This window comes from Pseudomonas reactans, from assembly GCF_013385825.1.
In the GTDB taxonomy this organism is placed as follows: Bacteria; Pseudomonadota; Gammaproteobacteria; order Pseudomonadales; family Pseudomonadaceae; genus Aquipseudomonas; species Aquipseudomonas reactans.
This window is the reverse complement of record NZ_JACAPG010000006.1, coordinates 201,776-221,078: the sequence shown is the minus strand read 5'-3', so window position 1 is coordinate 221,078 and position 19,303 is coordinate 201,776. Positions and strand designations below refer to the sequence as shown.

18 protein-coding genes are annotated in these 19,303 nt (G+C 58.0%); 4 read left to right on the top strand and 14 right to left on the bottom strand.

Translation table 11 applies throughout. From position 1 onward, the window contains the following. Positions 1 to 96 precede the first annotated feature (96 nt). The 7 genes from HX868_RS07115 to rplM form a co-directional block, all read right to left on the bottom strand. On the bottom strand, positions 97 to 516 hold the full coding sequence (locus tag HX868_RS07115; RefSeq protein WP_016976231.1) for a ClpXP protease specificity-enhancing factor: 420 nt from the start codon (positions 514 to 516) through the stop codon (positions 97 to 99). Positions 517 to 533: 17 nt separating this feature from the next. Further along, entirely contained in the window at positions 534 to 1,151 is a 618-nt protein-coding gene (locus tag HX868_RS07110) for a glutathione S-transferase N-terminal domain-containing protein (protein ID WP_016971566.1), read from the bottom strand. Positions 1,152 to 1,300: 149 nt separating this feature from the next. Continuing rightward, the gene (locus HX868_RS07105; protein ID WP_010213166.1) at positions 1,301 to 2,080 is read right to left on the bottom strand and encodes a cytochrome c1; all 780 of its coding nucleotides are present in this window, start codon (positions 2,078 to 2,080) and stop codon (positions 1,301 to 1,303) included. Further along, positions 2,080 to 3,291: a cytochrome b gene (locus HX868_RS07100; RefSeq protein ID WP_032877803.1), complete on the bottom strand. Its 1,212-nt coding sequence runs from the start codon at positions 3,289 to 3,291 to the stop codon at positions 2,080 to 2,082. The genes HX868_RS07105 and HX868_RS07100 overlap by 1 nt, the downstream gene beginning before the upstream one ends. Next, positions 3,291 to 3,884: a ubiquinol-cytochrome c reductase iron-sulfur subunit gene (petA, locus tag HX868_RS07095; RefSeq protein WP_016976232.1), complete on the bottom strand. Its 594-nt coding sequence runs from the start codon at positions 3,882 to 3,884 to the stop codon at positions 3,291 to 3,293. Before petA ends, HX868_RS07100 begins: the two co-directional genes overlap by 1 nt. A gap of 266 nt (positions 3,885 to 4,150) precedes the next feature. Continuing rightward, on the bottom strand, positions 4,151 to 4,543 hold the full coding sequence (rpsI, locus tag HX868_RS07090; RefSeq protein WP_002555064.1) for a 30S ribosomal protein S9: 393 nt from the start codon (positions 4,541 to 4,543) through the stop codon (positions 4,151 to 4,153). Positions 4,544 to 4,557: 14 nt separating this feature from the next. Further along, the gene (gene rplM, locus HX868_RS07085; protein ID WP_003188508.1) at positions 4,558 to 4,986 is read right to left on the bottom strand and encodes a 50S ribosomal protein L13; all 429 of its coding nucleotides are present in this window, start codon (positions 4,984 to 4,986) and stop codon (positions 4,558 to 4,560) included. 248 nt (positions 4,987 to 5,234) lie between these two features. Between rplM and HX868_RS07080 the strand changes: the two genes are divergently transcribed. Then, a complete protein-coding gene (locus tag HX868_RS07080) occupies positions 5,235 to 6,275 on the top strand; it encodes an NADP(H)-dependent aldo-keto reductase (protein WP_017138269.1) in 1,041 nt (346 codons plus the stop codon). Positions 6,276 to 6,380: 105 nt separating this feature from the next. Here HX868_RS07080 and HX868_RS07075 read toward each other — a convergent pair whose 3' ends face one another. After that, positions 6,381 to 7,517 carry an acyl-CoA dehydrogenase family protein gene (locus HX868_RS07075; RefSeq protein WP_177002391.1) on the bottom strand — a complete coding sequence of 379 codons (1,137 nt, stop codon included), beginning with the start codon at positions 7,515 to 7,517 and terminating at the stop codon, positions 6,381 to 6,383. Positions 7,518 to 7,737: 220 nt separating this feature from the next. Here HX868_RS07075 and HX868_RS07070 point away from each other — a divergent pair, with 220 nt between their 5' ends. Continuing rightward, a complete protein-coding gene (locus HX868_RS07070; protein ID WP_174555873.1) occupies positions 7,738 to 8,658 on the top strand; it encodes a GlxA family transcriptional regulator in 921 nt (306 codons plus the stop codon). A 120-nt stretch (positions 8,659 to 8,778) separates the two neighbouring features. Here the strand turns inward: HX868_RS07070 and zapE are convergent, their stop codons facing one another. The 3 genes from zapE to HX868_RS07055 form a co-directional block, all read right to left on the bottom strand. Further along, positions 8,779 to 9,873, bottom strand: a complete 1,095-nt coding sequence (zapE, locus tag HX868_RS07065; RefSeq protein ID WP_016976236.1) for a cell division protein ZapE — start codon at positions 9,871 to 9,873, stop codon at positions 8,779 to 8,781. Between the two features lie 79 nt (positions 9,874 to 9,952). After that, positions 9,953 to 11,308, bottom strand: a complete 1,356-nt coding sequence (locus HX868_RS07060; protein WP_177002390.1) for a tryptophan--tRNA ligase — start codon at positions 11,306 to 11,308, stop codon at positions 9,953 to 9,955. Positions 11,309 to 11,332: 24 nt separating this feature from the next. Continuing rightward, positions 11,333 to 11,962 carry an alpha/beta hydrolase gene (locus tag HX868_RS07055; RefSeq protein WP_177002389.1) on the bottom strand — a complete coding sequence of 210 codons (630 nt, stop codon included), beginning with the start codon at positions 11,960 to 11,962 and terminating at the stop codon, positions 11,333 to 11,335. Between the two features lie 147 nt (positions 11,963 to 12,109). On the opposite strand from HX868_RS07055, the gene HX868_RS07050 reads away from it, so the two are divergent. Beyond that, positions 12,110 to 12,547: a Z-ring associated ZapG family protein gene (locus HX868_RS07050; RefSeq protein WP_003171734.1), complete on the top strand. Its 438-nt coding sequence runs from the start codon at positions 12,110 to 12,112 to the stop codon at positions 12,545 to 12,547. Positions 12,548 to 12,734: 187 nt separating this feature from the next. Here the strand turns inward: HX868_RS07050 and HX868_RS07045 are convergent, their stop codons facing one another. Next, positions 12,735 to 14,459 (bottom strand): ABC transporter ATP-binding protein/permease, encoded by a 1,725-nt coding sequence (locus tag HX868_RS07045; RefSeq protein ID WP_177002388.1) that lies wholly within the window; start codon positions 14,457 to 14,459, stop codon positions 12,735 to 12,737. Positions 14,460 to 14,737: 278 nt separating this feature from the next. Here HX868_RS07045 and HX868_RS07040 point away from each other — a divergent pair, with 278 nt between their 5' ends. After that, positions 14,738 to 17,377, top strand: a complete 2,640-nt coding sequence (locus tag HX868_RS07040; protein WP_177002387.1) for a dermonecrotic toxin domain-containing protein — start codon at positions 14,738 to 14,740, stop codon at positions 17,375 to 17,377. A gap of 61 nt (positions 17,378 to 17,438) precedes the next feature. On the opposite strand, the gene HX868_RS07035 is transcribed toward HX868_RS07040, so the two are convergent. Continuing rightward, entirely contained in the window at positions 17,439 to 17,999 is a 561-nt protein-coding gene (locus HX868_RS07035; RefSeq protein ID WP_177002386.1) for a response regulator transcription factor, read from the bottom strand. Further along, positions 17,992 to 19,254 (bottom strand): ATP-binding protein, encoded by a 1,263-nt coding sequence (locus HX868_RS07030; RefSeq protein ID WP_177002385.1) that lies wholly within the window; start codon positions 19,252 to 19,254, stop codon positions 17,992 to 17,994. The genes HX868_RS07035 and HX868_RS07030 overlap by 8 nt, the downstream gene beginning before the upstream one ends. Positions 19,255 to 19,303 lie beyond the last annotated feature (49 nt).

Below are 19,303 nucleotides of genomic sequence, written 5' to 3'. Positions count from 1 at the left end.
CCGTCCAGGCGCGACTTTCATCCCTATCCTTCGCGCAAAAAAATACCCCGACACAGGTCGAGGCATTTTCTCAGCTCATCCCGAGAGGGAAGCGCGTTATTTCACCACCTTCAGGCTCGGCCGGCCGCTAGGGCGCGGTGGCTCGGAATCCGGTGGCGGCTGATCATCGCCGTCTTCGTTTTCGATCGATTCGTCACCCTCGAAAGGCGACTCCAGATCGAACACCATGCCTTGGCCGTTCTCCCGGGCATAGATGCCGAGGATGGCGCCAATCGGCACGAACAGCGTATGCGGCACGCCGCCAAAACGCCCTTCGAAGCTCACGGCTTCGTTGTCCATGTGCAGGTGGCGCACGGCACTCGGCGATACGTTCAACACAATCTGCCCATCACTGGCAAAACCCTCCGGTACCTGAACCGCAGGAAATTCGGAATTGACCAGCATGTGCGGGGTGCAATCGTTGTCCACAATCCACTCATAGAGCGCGCGGACCAGGTAGGGTCGACTGGAGTTCATCAGCGGCTCCTTAAGCCTTAGCGCATATCGCGTTCGACACCAGACAGACTTGCCTGGAAAGCCTCACGCGCAAACTGGCGCTCCATGTAATCAAGCAGCGGCTTGGCAGGCCGCGGCAGTTCAATACCGAGAATCGGCAAGCGCCAGAGTATCGGTAATAGGCAGCAATCCACCAAGCTTTGTTCCTCACTGAGGAAAAAAGGCTTATCGGCGAACAATGGCGAAACGCCGGTCAGGCTCTCGCGCAATTCCTTACGCGCCTGCACCCGAACCGCTTCTTTTGTACGCGAATCCAGAATCACATCCACCAGCCCGCACCAGTCACGCTGGATCCGATGGATCAGCAAACGGCTGTTGGCACGCGCCACCGGGTACACCGGCAGCAAAGGCGGATGCGGGTAACGCTCATCCAGGTATTCCATCACCACGGTCGACTCCCACAGCGCCAGGTCACGATCGACCAGGGTGGGCAAGCTGCCGTAAGGGTTCACTTCGATCAGTTTTGGCGGCTGACGGCCCGCCTCCACACTGATGATCTCGGCGCTGACACCCTTCTCTGCGAGCACGATGCGCACTCGGTGGGAATAGTGGTCGGCGGGGTCGGAGTAACAGGCCAACCGATTGGTCACGCCCATGGCGGTCCTCCTCGCTTGTTGAAATTATCGAAAGCTCAAAAACGAGCGCGCCCAGAGAGCATCCCTGTAGCAACCGGTTAAACCAGGTCGCTACGTATTCAGAGATGCCGCTGGGCGCGCAAGATTAACAGCAATTGCTTACGGTTGGATCAATGCACATCCTTCCAGTATTCGCGTTTGAGCAGATAGGCGAATACGAAGAAGAAGGCCAGGTACAGCAGCACATAGGTACCAATGCGCTGATGCTCCAGTTTGACCGGGTTGGCCGAGTAGGCCAGGAAGGTCACGAGGTTCTTGACCTTCTCGTCGAACTGCTCGTCTGTCAACGAACCTGGGGTTTCTATCTTCAGTTGATCGCACGCTTCATGAGTCAAAGGCGTGCCGGTCAACGGATCGTATTGCTTCTTGCCGTCTTCAACGACCTGGATCTGCTTGCATCCTACCACTTGCTTGCCTTGCAGGCCGACCAGAACGTTAGGCATGCCGACGTTCGGGAACACACGGTTGTTCACGCCATACGGACGCGCCGGGTCTTCGTAGAAGGATTTCAGGTAGCCGTAGAGCCAGTCGGTGCCGCGTACACGAGCCACCAGGGTCAAGTCTGGCGGTGCTGCGCCGAACCAGGTCTTGGCGTCCGCAGGCTTCATGCCTATGGTCATGTGGTCGCCGATCTTGGCGCCGGTGAACACCAGCTTCTCCAGCATCATTTCATGGGGGATGCCGAGGTCATCGGCAACCCGTTCGTAACGCTGGAACTTGGCGCTGTGACAGCCCATGCAGTAGTTGGCGAAGGTGCGTGCGCCATCCTGCATGGCAGCCTTGTCGGACACGTCGATATCGACTTTTTCCAGTTCCGGTCCGCCGTGCTCGGCAGCGAAGGACAGTAGCGGCAAGGCCGCAAGCATCAATGCAACGAATAACTTTTTCATCAGCCAGTCACCCTTTCCGGAACCGGTTTGGTCTTCTCGAGCCGGGTGTAGAACGGCATCAGAATGAAGTAGGCGAAGTACAGGAAGGTGCAGACCTGCGACAGCAACGTGCGCTCTGGGGTCGGCGCCAATACACCGAGTACGCCCAGGATCACGAAGGAGATGCAGAACACCCACAGCCAGATCTTGCTCAGCCAGCCCTTGTAGCGCATGGACTTGACCGGGCTTCGGTCAAGCCAAGGCAGCACGAACAGCACCGCGATGGCCGCGCCCATGGCGATCACGCCCATGAGTTTGTCGGGGATCGCCCGCAAGATCGCGTAGAACGGCGTGAAGTACCAGACTGGGGCAATGTGCTCAGGTGTCTTGAAGGCGTTGGCCTGTTCGAAGTTAGGCTTCTCCAGGAAATACCCGCCCATCTCCGGGAAAAAGAACACGATCGAGCAGAACACGAACAAGAACACCACCACGCCGACAATGTCTTTCACGGTGTAGTAAGGGTGGAACGGAATGCCATCCAGCGGGATGCCGTTTTCGTCCTTGTGCTTCTTGATGTCCACGCCATCCGGGTTGTTGGAACCCACTTCATGCAGCGCCAGGATGTGCAGCACCACCAAGCCCAGGATCACGATCGGCAAGGCCACCACGTGCAGGGCGAAGAAGCGGTTCAGGGTGATGCCCGAGATCAGGTAGTCACCACGGATCCACTGGGTCAGGTCGTTGCCGATCACCGGAATGGCACCGAACAGCGAGATGATCACCTGGGCGCCCCAGTACGACATCTGGCCCCACGGCAGCAGGTAACCCATGAAGGCTTCGGCCATCAGCGCCAGGTAGATCAGCATGCCGAACACCCACACCAGCTCGCGAGGCTTCTGGTACGAGCCGTAGAGCAGGCCACGGAACATGTGCATATAGACGACGATAAAGAACGCTGACGCGCCGGTGGAGTGAAGCAGGCGCAGGATCGAGCCGTACTCGACGTCACGCATGATGTACTCGACGGACGCAAACGCCTCTTCCGCCGACGGGGTGTAGCTCATCGTCAACCACACGCCGGTGACGATCTGGTTGACCAGCACCAGCAATGCCAGGGAGCCGAAGAAGTAGAAGAAGTTGAAGTTTTTCGGCGCGTAATATTTGCTGAGATGGTCTTCCCACATTTTAGTGGCGGGGAAGCGCGCATCCACCCAATCCATGAACTTGCTCATCACGCGTTCTCCTTATCGAGGCCAATGACAATGAGGTCGTCAGTTTCGTAGGTGTGCGGAGGAACCGGCAGGTTCAAAGGAGCAGGCTGGGACTTGTAGACGCGGCCAGCAAGGTCGTAGTGCGAGCCGTGGCACGGGCAAAAATAACCGCCGACCCAATCCTTGCCCAGATCGACAGGGGCCACTTCCGGGCGGAAGGTAGGCGAGCAACCCAAGTGGGTACAGAGACCGACCAGCAGCAGGATCTCTGGCTTGATCGAACGCACTTCGTTCTTGGCGTAGGCGGGTTGGTCGGACTTCTCGGATTTGGGGTCAGACAACTGGCCTTCAATCTTTTTGAGATTCCCCAGGATTTCCTCAGTACGACGAACAATGAAGACCGGCTGGCCGCGCCATTCAGCAATCATCTGCTGCCCTGGCTCGATCTTGCTGATATTCACCTTCACCGGTGCACCTGCGGCTTTCGCCTTGGCACTGGGAAACCATGACCCCACGAACGGGACCGCAGCCCCCACCGCTCCTGCAGCACCCACCACGGATGTGGCTGCTACCAAGAAGCGACGCCGGCCTGCATTCACGCCGTCATTGCTCATTCAGTCCTCTCCCATCAGCTTTTTGGCCTGTTAAATCAGGCGTCTACTAAGTGTTGAATCTTTACTTATAAAAATTTTGCCGAATGGTAATGAAAAGCCCCACGTCTGACAAGGGAATTGCCCGGAGCTCAGCCTCCAGGCCTTGTAGTATAGGGGGTCTACGGATGTGGCAAGTTGTCACGGCGATTTTTATGTATAAATCGAAGGCAATAAAAAACGCCCAGCTCCGTGAGGAGGCTGGGCGTTTTTGTGGAACGTAAAGCGAATTAACGCTTCGAGTACTGCGGACGCTTACGCGCTTTACGCAGACCGACTTTCTTACGTTCAACTTCACGAGCATCGCGAGTCACGAAGCCAGCTTTGCGCAGAGCGCCACGCAGGGTTTCGTCGTACTGCATCAGAGCGCGAGTGATACCGTGGCGGATTGCGCCAGCTTGACCACTTACACCGCCACCGATAACGGTGACGTAGATGTCGAACTTTTCAACGGTCTCGGTCAGTTCCAGCGGCTGACGAACTACCATGCGGGCAGTTTCGCGACCGAAGAAGTTGTCCAGGGAGCGGTTGTTGATCGAGATGTTACCAGTACCCGGACGCAGGAAAACGCGAGCGGTTGCGGTTTTGCGACGGCCAGTGCCGTAATTTTGAGTCGCCGACATAATGAACTATTCCGTTAAAACTTCAGTTCTTGGGGCTGCTGAGCAGCATGAGGGTGTACAGCGCCCGCATAGACTTTCAGCTTGCGAAACATATCGCGACCCAGTGGGCCCTTAGGCAGCATGCCTTTGACCGCGATTTCGATCGGGGCTTCAGGCTTCTTGGCAATCAGGCCTTCGAAGTTGGAAGACTTGATACCGCCTGGGAAACCGGAGTGACGGTAGTACATTTTGTCGCTTGCTTTGTTGCCGGTTACACGAACCTGCTCAGCGTTGATGATGACAATGTAGTCACCGGTATCAACGTGAGGGGTGTACTCAGGCTTGTGCTTGCCACGCAGACGGCTGGCGACTTCAGTGGCCAGACGACCCAGGGTCTGACCAGCGGCGTCGACGACAAACCAGTCGCGCTGAACTGTTTCCGGTTTTGCAGTAAAAGTTGTCATTCTTTAATAGCCTCAGGGGCCGCCCTGTAAATTAGACGGCGGATCTTACTGAATAGTGCGTACTTTGACAAGTCAAAGGCAGCCGGATACAGACGCTATCGGGGGCTCGGGTCGGCACGTCCGTTCAACGGCAAGATTCTTCGGCAGGCGGCGCATCACTTCCACTGCAGAAAGAGGTGGGCAATTATGCAGATTGCGAAAAAAAATTCAACCTGCTTTTATGATTGTTTTCCCTGAAGGAGTACCCGATGGATTATCGACAGCTGGGCCGTACGGATCTGAACGTGAGCGCGATAGCCTTGGGCACCATGACCTGGGGCGAGCAGAACAGCGAGGCAGAGGCCTTCGCGCAGATCGAGCGGGCCAAGGCGGCGGGGATCAACTTCCTCGACACGGCCGAAATGTACCCGGTGCCGCCCAAGGCCGACACCTATGCCACCACCGAGCGCTACATCGGCAATTACTTCAAAAGCCGTGGCGACCGCGCCGACTGGATCCTGGCCAGCAAGATCGCCGGCCCCGGCAACACCATCGACTACATCCGCGATGGCCACCTGCGCCACAACCGCAAGCACATCGTCGACGCCCTGGATGCCAGCCTCAAACGCCTGCAGACCGACTGGATCGACCTCTACCAACTGCATTGGCCGGAACGCAGCACCAACTTCTTCGGCCAACTGAGCTACAAGCACAAGGACGAAGACGACCTCACCCCGCTGGAAGAAACCCTCGAAGCGCTGGACGAGCAAGTGAAGGCCGGCAAAATCCGCCACATCGGCCTGTCCAACGAAACGCCGTGGGGCACCATGAAATTCCTGGCCCTGGCTGAAGCCCGTGGCTGGACCCGCGCGGTGTCGATCCAGAACCCCTACAACCTGCTCAACCGCAGCTTTGAAGTCGGCCTGGCGGAAGTTGCAATCCGTGAACAGTGCGGTTTGCTGGCGTATTCGCCACTGGCGTTCGGCATGCTCAGCGGCAAGTATGAAAACGGCGCACGCCCAGCCAAGGCGCGGCTGACCGAATACAGCCGCTTCAGCCGCTACTTCAACCCGCAGTCGGAAGCGGCGTGCAGCCGTTATGTGGCGTTGGCACGGGAGCACGGCCTGGACCCGGCGCAGATGGCATTGGCGTTTGTAACGCAGCAGCCGTTTGTGACCAGCAATATCATTGGCGCTACGTCGCTGGAGCAACTGGATAGCAACATTGCCAGTGCGGATCTGAAACTGTCGAAAGAGGTATTGGAAGGGATTGAGGCGATTCAGAAGGATCACCCAAATCCAGCGCCTTGATTGATCTTTAGATAGCTATCGCCGGCAAGCCGGCTCCTACAGGGGAATGCGTTGCCAATGTAGGAGCCGGCTTGCCGGCGATGGCGTCATCAGCCGTACCCTGGATCAAAGCGCCCGCGCAATAATCTCCTTCATGATCTCATTGGTCCCCGCATAAATGCGCTGCACCCGCGCATCCGCCCACGCCCGTGCAATCGGGTATTCCCACATAAAACCGTAGCCGCCGTGCAACTGCACGCACTCATCGAGCACCTTGCATTGCAGGTCCGTGGCCCAGTACTTGGCCATCGCCGCCGTGGGCACATCCAGCTTGCCTTCCAGATGAAGCGCCATGCATTTGTCGACGAATACGCGGCCGATCTGAATCTCGGTGGCCATCTCCGCCAGCTTGAAGCGGGTGTTTTGGAAGTCCGCAATCGCCTTGCCAAACGCCTTGCGCTCTCGGGTGTATTCCAGGGTCCATTCCAGCGCCGCCTCGGCGGATGACAGCGCCCCGATCGCAACCGTCAGCCGCTCCTGAGGCAACTCCTGCATCAGATACGCGAAGCCCGCCCCCGCTTGGCCCAACAGGTTTTCCTTGGGCACCCGCACATCCTGGAAGAACAGCTCTGATGTGTCCTGGGCTTTCATGCCGACCTTCTCCAAGCGCTTGCCCTTGTCGAAGCCCGGCGTGTCGGCTTCCACGAGGAACAGGCTGGTGCCCTTGGCGCCGGCCTTGGGATCGGTCTTGGCGACGACGATCACCAGCTCAGCCAGGTAACCGTTGGTGATGAAGGTCTTGGAGCCGTTGATCACGTACTCATCACCGTCCAGCACTGCGGTGGTCTTCACCCCCTGCAGATCGGAACCAGCGCCCGGCTCGGTCATGGCAATGGCCGTGACCATCTCACCGGAGATCAGCTTGGGCAGGTATTTGTGTTTCAACGCCTCACTGCCGTAATGCAGGATATATGGCGCAACAATATCCGAATGCAGTGAAAAACCGATGCCGGTCAGCCCCAGCCGGCTGATCTCCTCGATCACCACCGCGCTGTACAAAAAGTCCGCGCCCAGCCCGCCATATTCTTCTGGCAGGTGGGAGCACAGCATCCCCGCCTCCCCTGCCTTGGTCCACAAACCACGGTCGATGTAGCCCTGTTTCTCCCATTGCCCATGGAACGGCACGGCGTCTTTTTCGAGGAAGGTGCGCACGCTCTCGCGGAAGAGTTCGTGTTCCGGGCTGAACAAGGTTCTGGGAATCATGGGTCACCTGCGTGGATTGTCGGACAAGGACGAGCCCACAGAGACTATGCCGCGAAGGCAGCACGGGACACTGGACACATGCGACAAAAAATAAGACGATCCAGCCGTCTGGTGACCACTTTCCCCTATAAGAATAAATGAAATTATGTCTAACCAAATCTCCACGCCGTTGCGGCGCGTCAGCATTTTGGCCATTGATCGGGTGTTCGCTTCAACCCTCATGCAAGCCAAGGATTTCTTCCACCTCGCCAGCCTGCGTTACGGCAAGCAACAAGGCCTGGGCCTGACCCCCGCGTTTGAAACGCGCCTGGTCAGCCCCGACGGGCAATCGGTACGCAGCTTCAGCGATGTGATCATGCCGGTGGACGGCGGCCTGGAAGACGCCGACATCATCGTGCTACCGGCCTTCTGGGATGACTTCGACGCCTTGTGCACTCGCTACCCACAAGTGCTGCCATGGTTGCGTGAGCAACATGCACGCGGCGCCGTGTTGTGCGGCGAAGCCACCGGGGTGTTCTGGCTGGCCGAAGCCGGCTTGCTCGATGGCAAGGAAGCGACCACCTACTGGCGTTTCTTCAATGCCTTCAGCGAACGCTTCCCCAAGGTTCAGCTCAACCAGGACAAACACCTTACCGACGCTGACAACCTGTATTGCGCCGGCGGCACCACTTCGGCGTGCGACCTCTATATCTACCTGATCGAACGCTTCTGCGGCGCCAACATCGCCCAGGCCGTGGCCCGCGACATCCTCTACGAGGTGCAGCGCAGCTATTCACCGGGTCGCATCGGGTTTGGCGGACAGAAGCTGCACCAGGATGTGATCATCCTGCAGATCCAGCATTGGCTGGAGGAGCACTTCGCCGACAAGTTCCGCTTCGAAGATGTGGCCCGGGAACACGGCATGAGCATCCGCAACTTCATGCGCCGCTTCCAGACCGCTACCGGTGACAAGCCGCTGCATTACCTGCAACGCCTGCGTATCGAGACGGCCAAGGGATTGCTCTCGGGCAGCCGCAAGAGCATCAAGACCATCAGTTATGAGGTGGGGTATGACGATGCGAGTTTCTTTGCGCGGTTGTTCCGGCAGCACACGGAGTTGTCGCCGAACCAGTATCGCCAGCAATTCCAGCAGGCCGCCTGAAACACCCCTGTAGGAGCGAGCTTGCTCGCGAAGAACTCAAGGGCAACGCGGGGAATCAGATTCCCCGTGTCATCGTTAACGATCTTCGCGAGCAAGCTCGCTCCTACAGTGAGGCAGTGCTTAAGGCTTGTGACCGCGCGACAGGAATTCGTGGGACTGCATTTCCAGCAAGCGGCTCAATGTGCGCTGGAACTCGAAGTTCAGGCGCCCGCCGGTGTACAGGTCCTTCAACTCGACTTCCGCCGAGATGATCAGCTTCACGTTACGGTCGTAGAACTCGTCGACCATGTTGATGAAACGTCGCGCTATGTCGTCGGTGGTGACGCTCATCTGTTCCACACCGCTCAAGATCACCGCGTGGAAGATTTTGCCCAGCTCGATGTAGTCGTTCTGGCTACGCGGGCCGTCGCACAGTTGGCGGAATTCGAACCAGGCCACATCATCGCAAGTACGCAACGCGATGATTTCGCGGTTCTCGATCATCAGCTTGTCGTTTTCCACCGCCTGGGTGCATTCCGGCGTGAGGGCGCGGAAGCTCTTTTTCAGGCTTTCGTGGGCCGCTTCGTTCAGCGGGAAGTGGAACAGCTCCGCTTGCTCCAGATGGCGCAGACGGTAGTCGACGCCACTGTCGACGTTGACGATTTCGGTGTTCTGCTTGATCAGCGCGATGGCCGGCAGGAAACGCGCGCGTTGCAGGCCATCCTTGTACAAACCGTCGGGCACGATGTTCGAGGTGGCGACCAGGGTCACACCGTTCTTGAACAGCTCTTCCATCAGGGTGCCGAGGATCATGGCGTCGGTGATGTCGGAAACGAAGAATTCATCGAAGCAGATCACCCGCGCCTCTTCGGAGAAACGCTTGGCGATGATGGTCAGCGGGTTTTTCTCGCCCGGCAGGGTCTTCATCTCTTCGTGCACGCGCTTCATGAAGCGGTGGAAGTGCGTCCGAACCTTTTCCTTGAATGGCAGCGCTTCGAAGAAAGTGTCGACCAGGTAAGTCTTGCCACGCCCCACACCGCCCCAGAAGTACAGGCCTTTGACCGGCGTGTGGTCTTTCTTGCCAAACAGCTTGCTGAACATCCCTGGCTTGCTTTGCGAGGCCGCGAGCAGGTCGTCGTACAGGCGCTGCAAATGACGCACCGCATTTTCCTGGGCCGCGTCATGGAAGAATTCAGGGCGTTTCAGATCAGCTTGATATCGTTCTAGGGGCGTCATAATTTCGTTAGCAAGGCAACAAAAACGGGCCGTCACTGTAACGACGGCCCTGGATAATGGCAATCAACCCTTGGTCGGGTTAATCCTCGAGGGGGGTCAACGCGATGCGCAGGGCTTCGATGGCCGCATCGCGGGAAGCGGCGTCGGCGAACTGCGGGCTGTCAGCGACGGCAGTGTTATTGAGCCATACGCTAAAGCTCAAGCCTTCGACGCGCACTTCCATCGGCTTACCCGACTGGAGGAGCTTGGTAAAAGTACCTGCCATTTTTCCATCAACAAAACTGCGCGACAGCAGCAGTTGCTCGCCATCGGCCGCCAGCAGGCGGAAGCGGAAGCTGCCGTCGTCCTCGCGAAAGCTCACGAAGCGCGCGGCTTTTGCGGCTTTCTTCTTGGTCGCGACTGGCGCTGCGGCTTGATTGACGAACGAACGCAGGCCCACCGCCTCACGCAGCTCGGCCAGGAACGGCGCCGCCACGGCACGGGCCTTGTTGGCACCGACCAGCAGCAGGTCTTCCATGTCCGACGGACGCGACATCAATTGATGGTAACGCTCGCGGGCCTCGCCCAATTGGCCATCCAGCAGTTGGAACAGACGGTTCTTCGCCTCGCCCCAGCCCAGCCCTTGCAGCAGTTCGGCGCGGAATTCTTCTTCCTGGGCCTTGCTGGCAAACGCCTGGTACAGGGTAAACAAGTGCGAATTGTCCGGGTCCTTGGCTTCGCCCGGCGCGCGGGAGTCGGTGACGATGCGAGAAATCGCGTCCTTCATGTCCTTGGCGCTGGTGAACAACGGGATGGTGTTGTCGTAGCTTTTCGACATCTTGCGACCATCCAGGCCCGGCAAGGTCGCGACGCTTTCTTCGATCAGCGCCTCGGGCATGGTGAAGAATTCTTTACCGTTGCCGAACAGATGGTTGAAACGCTGGCCGATATCGCGGGCCATTTCCACGTGCTGGATCTGGTCGCGACCGACCGGCACCTTGTGTGCGTTGAACATCAGGATGTCCGCCGCCATCAGCACCGGGTAGCTGTACAGGCCCATGCTGATGCCCGCATCCGGGTCTTCGCCGGCTTCCACGTTCTTGTCCACCGAGGCCTTGTACGCATGGGCGCGGTTGAGCAGGCCCTTGGCAGCCACGCAGGTGAGGAGCCAGGTCAGCTCGGGGATTTCCGGGATGTCCGACTGGCGGTAGAAGGTCACCCGGTTCACATCCAGGCCACCGGCCAGCCAGGTCGCGGCGATTTCCATGCGCGAGCGCTGGATGCGCTGCGGGTCATCGCACTTGATCAGGGCGTGGTAGTCGGCCAGAAAGTAGAAAGAGTCGGCATTGGCGTCCTGGCTGGCGAGGATCGCCGGGCGGATCGCACCGGCGTAGTTGCCCAGGTGCGGCGTGCCGGTGGTGGTGATGCCGGTGAGGATACGGGTACGAGTCGTCATGGGTAATCGCTTATCAGACTGCTATCAATTCGAGAGGCGCGGCAGCACCAGATCCTTCAGATCGGTGAGCTTGCCGTGAAAAAAGTGTCCGCATTCTGCCACTTTCAGCAGCTCATGGGGGCGATTCAAGGCCGCGGACCAGTCGTAGACGGTCTGTGGGTCGACCACTTCGTCGGTTTCCGGCTGGATCAGGGTCAATGGGCAGCCCTGCGGCAGCACATCGGTATCGCGCAGGCGCATCACCGCTGCGGCAACCATGAACAGATGTGACAGTTTTTCGCCCTTGGCTTCCAGGCGCCCACCGAGGCTGGCCGCCACGTAGCCACCGAAGGAAAAGCCGAGCAAGGTGATCGGCAAGTCCGGGTGTTTTTCCCGCAGCCAGGTAGCGGCCGCCTCGGCATCGTCCACTTCACCGGTGCTCATGTCGTGGGTGCCGGCACTCGCGCCAACGCCACGGTAATTGAAACGCAAGGTAATCAAACCGGCATCGCGGGCGGTGCGTTGCAGGGTCGATACCACTTTATTGAGCATGGTCCCACCCTGCACCGGGTTGGGGTGGCAGATCAGCGCCAGGCCACGTGGCTCGGGGTGATCCAGGTACAGGGCTTCCAATTGGCCTACCGGGCCATCGATCAAAACAGGGGTTTCACGCATGAGCAAGAGATGAACTCCGTGACCTCTCAATGGGTCGACTCGTCTAGCTAAAAGTCTGTGCATGGCATCATTGCGAGCTTAATCGCGGTATACAGCGCAGGTTTGAGCCGTTAACGTAAAGCAAAGCCGTTTATAGAGGAAGGACTCGTGGAACACTCGCTCTTAGTTTGGTTGTTGCCGACTCTTGCCCTGGTTGCCGGTGTCGCCATTGGTTTCCTGGTTGCTCGCTTGCTGCCGAATGCCGCGCCTAACCGCACGCAGCGTCAGCTGGATGACATTCAGGAACGTTTTGACAGTTATCAGAACGAGGTTGTTACCCACTTCAACAGCACCGCGACCCTGGTCAAGAAGCTCACCCAGAGCTACCAGGAAGTACAGGATCACCTCGCCGATGGCGCAAACCGCCTGGCCCTCGACGACATCACCCGCCAGCGCCTGCTGGCCGCGTTGCATTCCGATGCACCGCAAACCCCACGGGAACGCCTGACCCCGCCACGGGAAAACCAGGAGCCACCACGGGACTACGCGCCAAAAACGCCGAACGCCCCAGGCATGCTGGATGAGCATTACGGTTTGAAGAAGTAACTGATCCTCAAACACTAAAAAGCCCGGCTGATCGATGATCAGCCGGGCTTTTTGTTGGGTCACGATCCCTCATACACCACCGCCCTACTGTAGGAGCCGGCTTGCCGGCGATGGCGGCGTGTCAGGCAACCGATTTTCTGCCCTATCTACCGCTATCGCCGGCAAGCCGGCTCCTACAAGGACCTCGTCAGGCCATCGGCTGTTCTTGCAACATCCCCCCCTCAATCCGCACATGCCGCCCATGGAAACGCTTGAGGCTGCTGCGATGGCCGACGCTGACGATGCTCAGCCCCGGCAACTGATCGATCAGCACCTGATACAGCGTCGCTTCATCCTCTTCATCCATGGCCGACGTGGCTTCGTCCATGTACAGCCATTGCGGCGCGAACAGCAACGCGCGGGCGAAGGCCAGGCGTTGCTGTTCGCCCGGCGAGAGCATGCGTTGCCAGTGATTGGCTTCCTCCAGCCGGCCAACCAGATGCGGCAGGCGGCAGGTTTCCAGGACCTGTGCATAACGTTCTGCCGGGTAGACGCTGTCATCCTGTGGATAACTCAACACCGCCTTTAGCGTGCCAATCGGCAGGTAAGGTTTTTGCGGCAGGAACAGATACCGTTTGGCCGGTAACCGAATGCTGCCGTGCCCCGCAGGCCAGAGATGCCCCATCGCACGCAGCAAGGTACTTTTGCCGCTGCCGGAACGGCCGCTGAGCATGACGCGCTGGCCCGGTTCAACGACCATATCGGCGTTGGTGAGCAGGTGGCGACCATCAACCAGGTCCATGCCCAACCCCTGCACCACCAACCGTTCGCCCTCGGCACTTACATCGATAGCCGCTGGGCGTTGCTCATTGTCACGCATCGCCTGCTGAAAGCTCAGTAGACGGTCACTGGTCGCGCGCCAACCCGCCAGGTCCGAGTACGCGCTGATAAACCAGCTGAAGTTGCCCTGCACGTTGCCGAACGCTGAGTTGATTTGCATCAGCTCGCCCAACTCGATTTTGCCGGAGAAGTATCGCGGAGCGGCCACGATAAACGCAAACACAGTGGCAATCTGTTCGTAGCCAGCGGTGAAAAACGTCAGGCGCTTGGACACCTTCATGATGTCCCAGTAGTTGCGCCAGACCTTCCCGAACCGCGCACTCAAACGCTGATTCTCGTTGGGCTCACCGTTGTACAGGGCGATACTCTCGGCGTTCTCCCGTACCCGCACCATAGAGAAACGCAGGTCCGCTTCGAAACGTTGTTGTTGGTTGCTCAAGCTGATCAAACGGCGACCGATCAGATGGGTCAACCAGCTGCCGACGGCCGCGTAAACCAAGGCACACCAGAACATGTAGCCTGGAACCGTGATACCGAACACTTCGATACTGCCTGAAACACCCCACAGGATGATCGAGAACGACACCAGGCTCACCACATTGCGCAGCAGGCCAAGGCCAAGGCTCAAGGTGTTCGAAGTAAAGCTGTTGAGGTCTTCGGAAATCCGCTGATCCGGGTTATCGGTGTAGCCACCCTGCTCCAGCTGGTAGTAATTCTTGTGGCCAAGCCACCGTGCGAAATACTTTTCGGTCAACCACGCCCGCCAGCGTATCGTCAGCATCTGGGTCAAATAGAGACGGTACACCGCGCCGAGAATGGCCACGATGGCGATGCCGCAGAAATAGCCGATCTGTTGCCAGAAGGCGGCGGTGTCCTTGTTCTCCAGAGCGTTGTAAAAGTCCTTGTACCAGTGGTTGAGCCATACTGAAATCGCCACGCTGAACAGCGACAGGCCGATCACCACCGCCAGCAACAACCAGGCCTTGCCCTTCTCTTCACTGCGCCAATAGGGCGTGATCATCGCCCAGGTGCGGCGAAAGAATTGCCCACGCACCGCGTCGTTGACCGCGGAGTACTCAGCATTCTGGTTCATCGTTCAGGCTCTGTAAGAAAATGTGTCAGGCGTTTGAGCCGATCATAGACGATCGGTTCAGGGCTTCGCACAGCCTGAGGGAGATCGTTCAGTCATCGTTCAGTGTCCATCCAGCGGCGCCTCATGCCCCTGGAGGCTACGTCGCGGAACCCGATCCTCGTAACCCGGCAAAAAACAATCGGCACCTGACAATAAGCGACATATATCACCCGGAACTTAAAAACACGAAAACACCAATTCACTCTCAACTGACAACATGACAATTGAGAGAACTATAAATGACCCTGCACGCTTCGATAGAGTTTGTTCGCCTGCGTCCACCATTATCACAAAACAAACTTTCCAATGACGTGCAAGAACACTTACCTGCTTCGCCCGGGCGTCCGACTGAGTTTTACACAGTAGTCTCTCCCCCTCAGAACAGCACCGACGTAGAGCGTTTTGTAAAAAACGCCGCCCAGCAGATGTTAACCCCCGCTCAGGAAACCTCGAAAATAATTGCAGGCGCGTTGCATAAGAAATTTAATCTCACACTCGATCCTGACACTACCTATATCGTCACCACCAACTACGACCTTTCCAAACCCGCGCCGCCCAACGGTAAAATCCTCAATAAAATCAGCCTGACCAATGCCGCGCTCGCCAACGAACAAGACATCAATAAAAAAGATGAAACACTTCCCGCGCAAAGCCATCTTAAAATATTCCTTCACTCTACGATCGGCGGCATACTTATATACGACAAAATAAAACAAATTTTCGATCCAGACCCTGCTTACGAATATATCGTTCGTGGCACTTCCTCCGCCCCTGACTTATCGTCGAAAGTCCCACTCACGCCCCAACATTTCCGGGATCTTGTATGGGATACCGCATTGGTTGCCCCCTACAAAGAATACTTGGACAACTTTTGGTCAACCCATGAAAAGAAATATGAGCACCTCAGCAAGATAGCGTTTGCCCAAGCCGCCTATACACAAACTCAAGAGGGTAGCCTGAGCGAACAAGACGCCCAACTGGTCATGCGAGCAGCGGGGCTGCCACCTGGCAAACCTTGGCTGGAAACCAGCGTGAAAAACCTGGAAGCCACCTATACCAGGGACCCGAGCCTTGAGGTTGGCTTACTCTCTATCAACGGCAACCAGTCCACTGACTTGCTGTACGTCATCGATAAAAAAGTCCGCCTTGATGCAGAAGGTAAAGAGATAAGAACCACCCTCCTGCATATCCCTGGCAACTCCTCGCCCATCCAGCGATTCGACAGCCCCGAAGAGATGAAGACCTGGCTGGCGGATCAGGCTGCGGATCCGGTCAAGCGGGCAGCCTTGCTTATTCATTTCAAAGGAAACGATCAGGACAACGGTTTTTTTTCCGACGGTGTAGAGCAATCCCTGAAAGGCCTGGGGGGCTGGACCGAATCACAAAAACCAAACTGGCTGGGCTTCACCGGTTTCAGCGCCTGGGACCCACAGCGTTACATTACCCTGGAGCCTGTCAACGGCGGCCCCTTCAAGACCCTCACCCAACGCCAGAAAGAGCGTTCCTATGCCGACGCCGATCACGACATCACCACTGACGGCGATGTCACCAAAGCAACCGTAATCAAAGTGACAGAGACCGCTACCGCCGCAGCACTGATGATGACGCCCCTGGCGTTTGTAATGCCGGAGGTTGGCGTAGCACTGGACGTGATCTACGTGGGCGCGGGTCTTACGCAGGTGGGTGTCGGCATTGATGATCTGACCCATGGCAAGTCAAGCGGAACAGATCGGCTCGTGTTTGGCGTGCTCAACGCCGTGCCGGGGATTACCGGCGGCGCATCCCCGCTTGGCAAGGGCGCAGAAACCGTCGAAACGGCAATCACCGAAAGCACTCCTGAGGCGGCAGCGCCTGAACCCCAAATACAGGCGCCGCAGGTCATCCCCCGAACCACAGATATCTTGGCGCCAGAAGCCTTTGATATCAGTGAGCATGCTGTACCGAACGGCGAACAGTTGATTGAAGGAGCAGCGCACAACGCCCATGGTATCTATCAGGTCAAAGATGGCGCAGGGACAGACCGTTGGTTCATTCGGTATCCCGACTCAACAGCTGAGTCCAGCGTGTATGAAATCAAGAGCACGTTCAAACCAAGCGACCGCTATGTGCAGATCATTGATCCAGAGACACGCGAGCAAGTGCTGTTTGCAAGTCAAACCAACAAAAGTGACTGGGTACCTATCAAAGCGCCGGAAGGCATAACGCTTCCATGGGAATCCAACACCGCGCTGGCAAAAAGAAACCTGAAAGAGGCCATCAAACAAATCAACCAAGACAAGCGTACATTCAGCACTGCCGAGCGTGAACAAGCACTCAATGAAATGACACGCCTGATACAAAACTCCAAAGCCGAAAACTATGAAAGTATCGAGGAATATACCGAAGCCGGGTCGGATGAAATAAATAGTGAACTGCGCACGAAAACAGACCCAAGCCACTGTTCGCCGAACGTTAAGGAATTTCTATCAGACTTGGATGCACAAGCAGATTACAGCGGCAAAGGATATCGCTATGCGTTTGTCACATCAGACGGTACCAGCAAACTGAAAAGCGGTGTTGGCAAAGTGTTCAGCGATCCAGGCGTGCAATCGGCCTCCACTCAACCCGTCAACGCAAAAGAATGGGAAACATGGGCAGAAAATATTGTTCCCCCAGAAGGCCAGACGCCCGTGATTTATGTATTCGACGAATCAATTTCCAAGAAAAACCTGTCGACAGATACATTACCTGACCATATCGCTATCACACCGAATACGCTACTGGAGGTCCGCGCGACTAAAGAACAGGATGGCATCTTATACGTGTACTTTGAGGCGCCCACCAAGCTGCCGAAACAACACTACAACCTGTTCAACGGCAGTATCGCTCGCCCGCATTAAGTGTGCGGGATCGGGCGCAGTCGGCGTTGACCGACCGCGCTCAGGTTTGATACGACGCTGTTCAGCGCCGTACCGGACGCTTCTGCAGCTTGCGCTGTAAGGTACGGCGGTGCATGCCCAGGGCACGGGCAGTGGCGGAGATATTGCCTTCGTGTTCGGTCAGCACGCGCTGGATGTGCTCCCACTGCAAGCGGTCCACCGACATCGGGTTTTCCGGCACCAAGGTGTCGAGATCGGCGTGCTCGGAGAGCAACGCGGCCAGTACGTCGTCGGCATCCGCCGGCTTGCACAGGTAGTTACAGGCGCCGCGCTTGATCGCCTCGACGGCCGTGGCGATGCTGGAGTAACCGGTGAGGATCACCACGCGCATTTCCGGGTCGAGTTCCAGCAGCTTGGGCAGCAGCACGAGGCCGGAGTCACCATCCATTTTCAGGTCGAGCGCGGCGTAGTCCGGCAGGTCGGCCAGGGCAATGGTCAAGCCTTCCTCGGCGGAACCGGCAGTGCTAACACGAAAACCGCGACGGCTCATGGCGCGCGCCATCACGCGGGTAAAGGTGGCGTCGTCATCTACCAGCAACAGGTGCGGCAGTTCTTCGCCTTCGACTTGGATCTCGTCACTCATCGATATCTCCTCGTGCGACACGGGGCAGGCGCAGCTCGGTGAGCGTACCCCCTTCCTCATGACTATAGAGCTTCACTGAGCCGCCCGCGCGGGTCACGCTGGCTTTGCTCAAAAACAGGCCGAGGCCGAAACCTTTGCCCTTGGTGGTAAAGAAGGGTTTGCCGATCTGCTCGGCAATGGCCAGCGGCACGCCCGCGCCGTGGTCACGAATGCTGATGGTGACGTCTTCGGCGTCCCAGTCCAACTGTACGCCCAGGCCTTCGGGGCAGGCGTCGGCAGCGTTGTTCAACAGGTTGAGCAGCGCTTGTGTCAGGTCCGGCGGCGGCGCCATGCGCGGCACGGTGCCCTGGCCCAGCAGGTTGAAACGATAACTGGCTTCGGGCCGCATCAGATGCCAGCGGTTCAGGGCTTCGTCGAGCCACTGGGTCACGTCCTGCATCTCCACCGCCAGGCGGCGATTGGCTTCGGCGGCGCGCACCAGTTGCTGCAAGGTCTGCTTGCATTGCTTGACCTGCTCGCGCAGCACGCCTAGGTCTTCTTGCAGCGCCGGGTCGTGGTGGTCCTGGGTCATTTCGTTGAGCAGCACGCTCATGGTGGCCAGGGGTGTGCCCAGCTCATGGGCGGCGCCGGCGGCTTGGGTGGCGACGGCCAATAGTTGTTGGTCGCGCAGGCCTTCCTCACGGCGGATGGCGCGCAGCTCTTCCTGGCGGCGCAGCTCTTCAGCCATGCGCGCGGCGAAGAAGGTGATTACCGCAGCGGACAGGGCGAAACTCAGCCACATCCCGTAGATCTGCAGGTTTTCCCGGGCGATCGGGAAGGTTTGCAGCGGGTAGAAGCGCGCCAGCAGCAAGGTATAGAGCGTCAAGGCGATGCCCGACAGCACCACCGAATAGCGCCACGGCAAAGTCACGGCAGCGATGGTCAGTGGCACTAGGTAATACGAAACAAACGGATTGGTGGAACCACCGGAGAAATACAGCAACACACTGTGGATAAACAGATCGCAGGCCAACTGTAGGGCGTATTCCAGCTCGGTCACCGGCCAGGTAGTGCGCAACCGGATCGCGGTGAACACACAGAGCACGGTGGAGAAACCGAGGGTCACACCCAGTTGCAGCCACGGCAGCGGCAGCAGGTCGAACCAATAGGCGAGCCCGACGGAGCCGGCCTGTGCGGCCAGGACCAGGGTACGGATGAACGTCAGGCGCCAGAGGTTCTGGCGAGTGGCGGAAGTCAGTTTTACGGCGGCGAGCATGTGCTCTCCCGGTGAGCGCTGCAGGCGGATCGGCAGGAGTATAAACGAA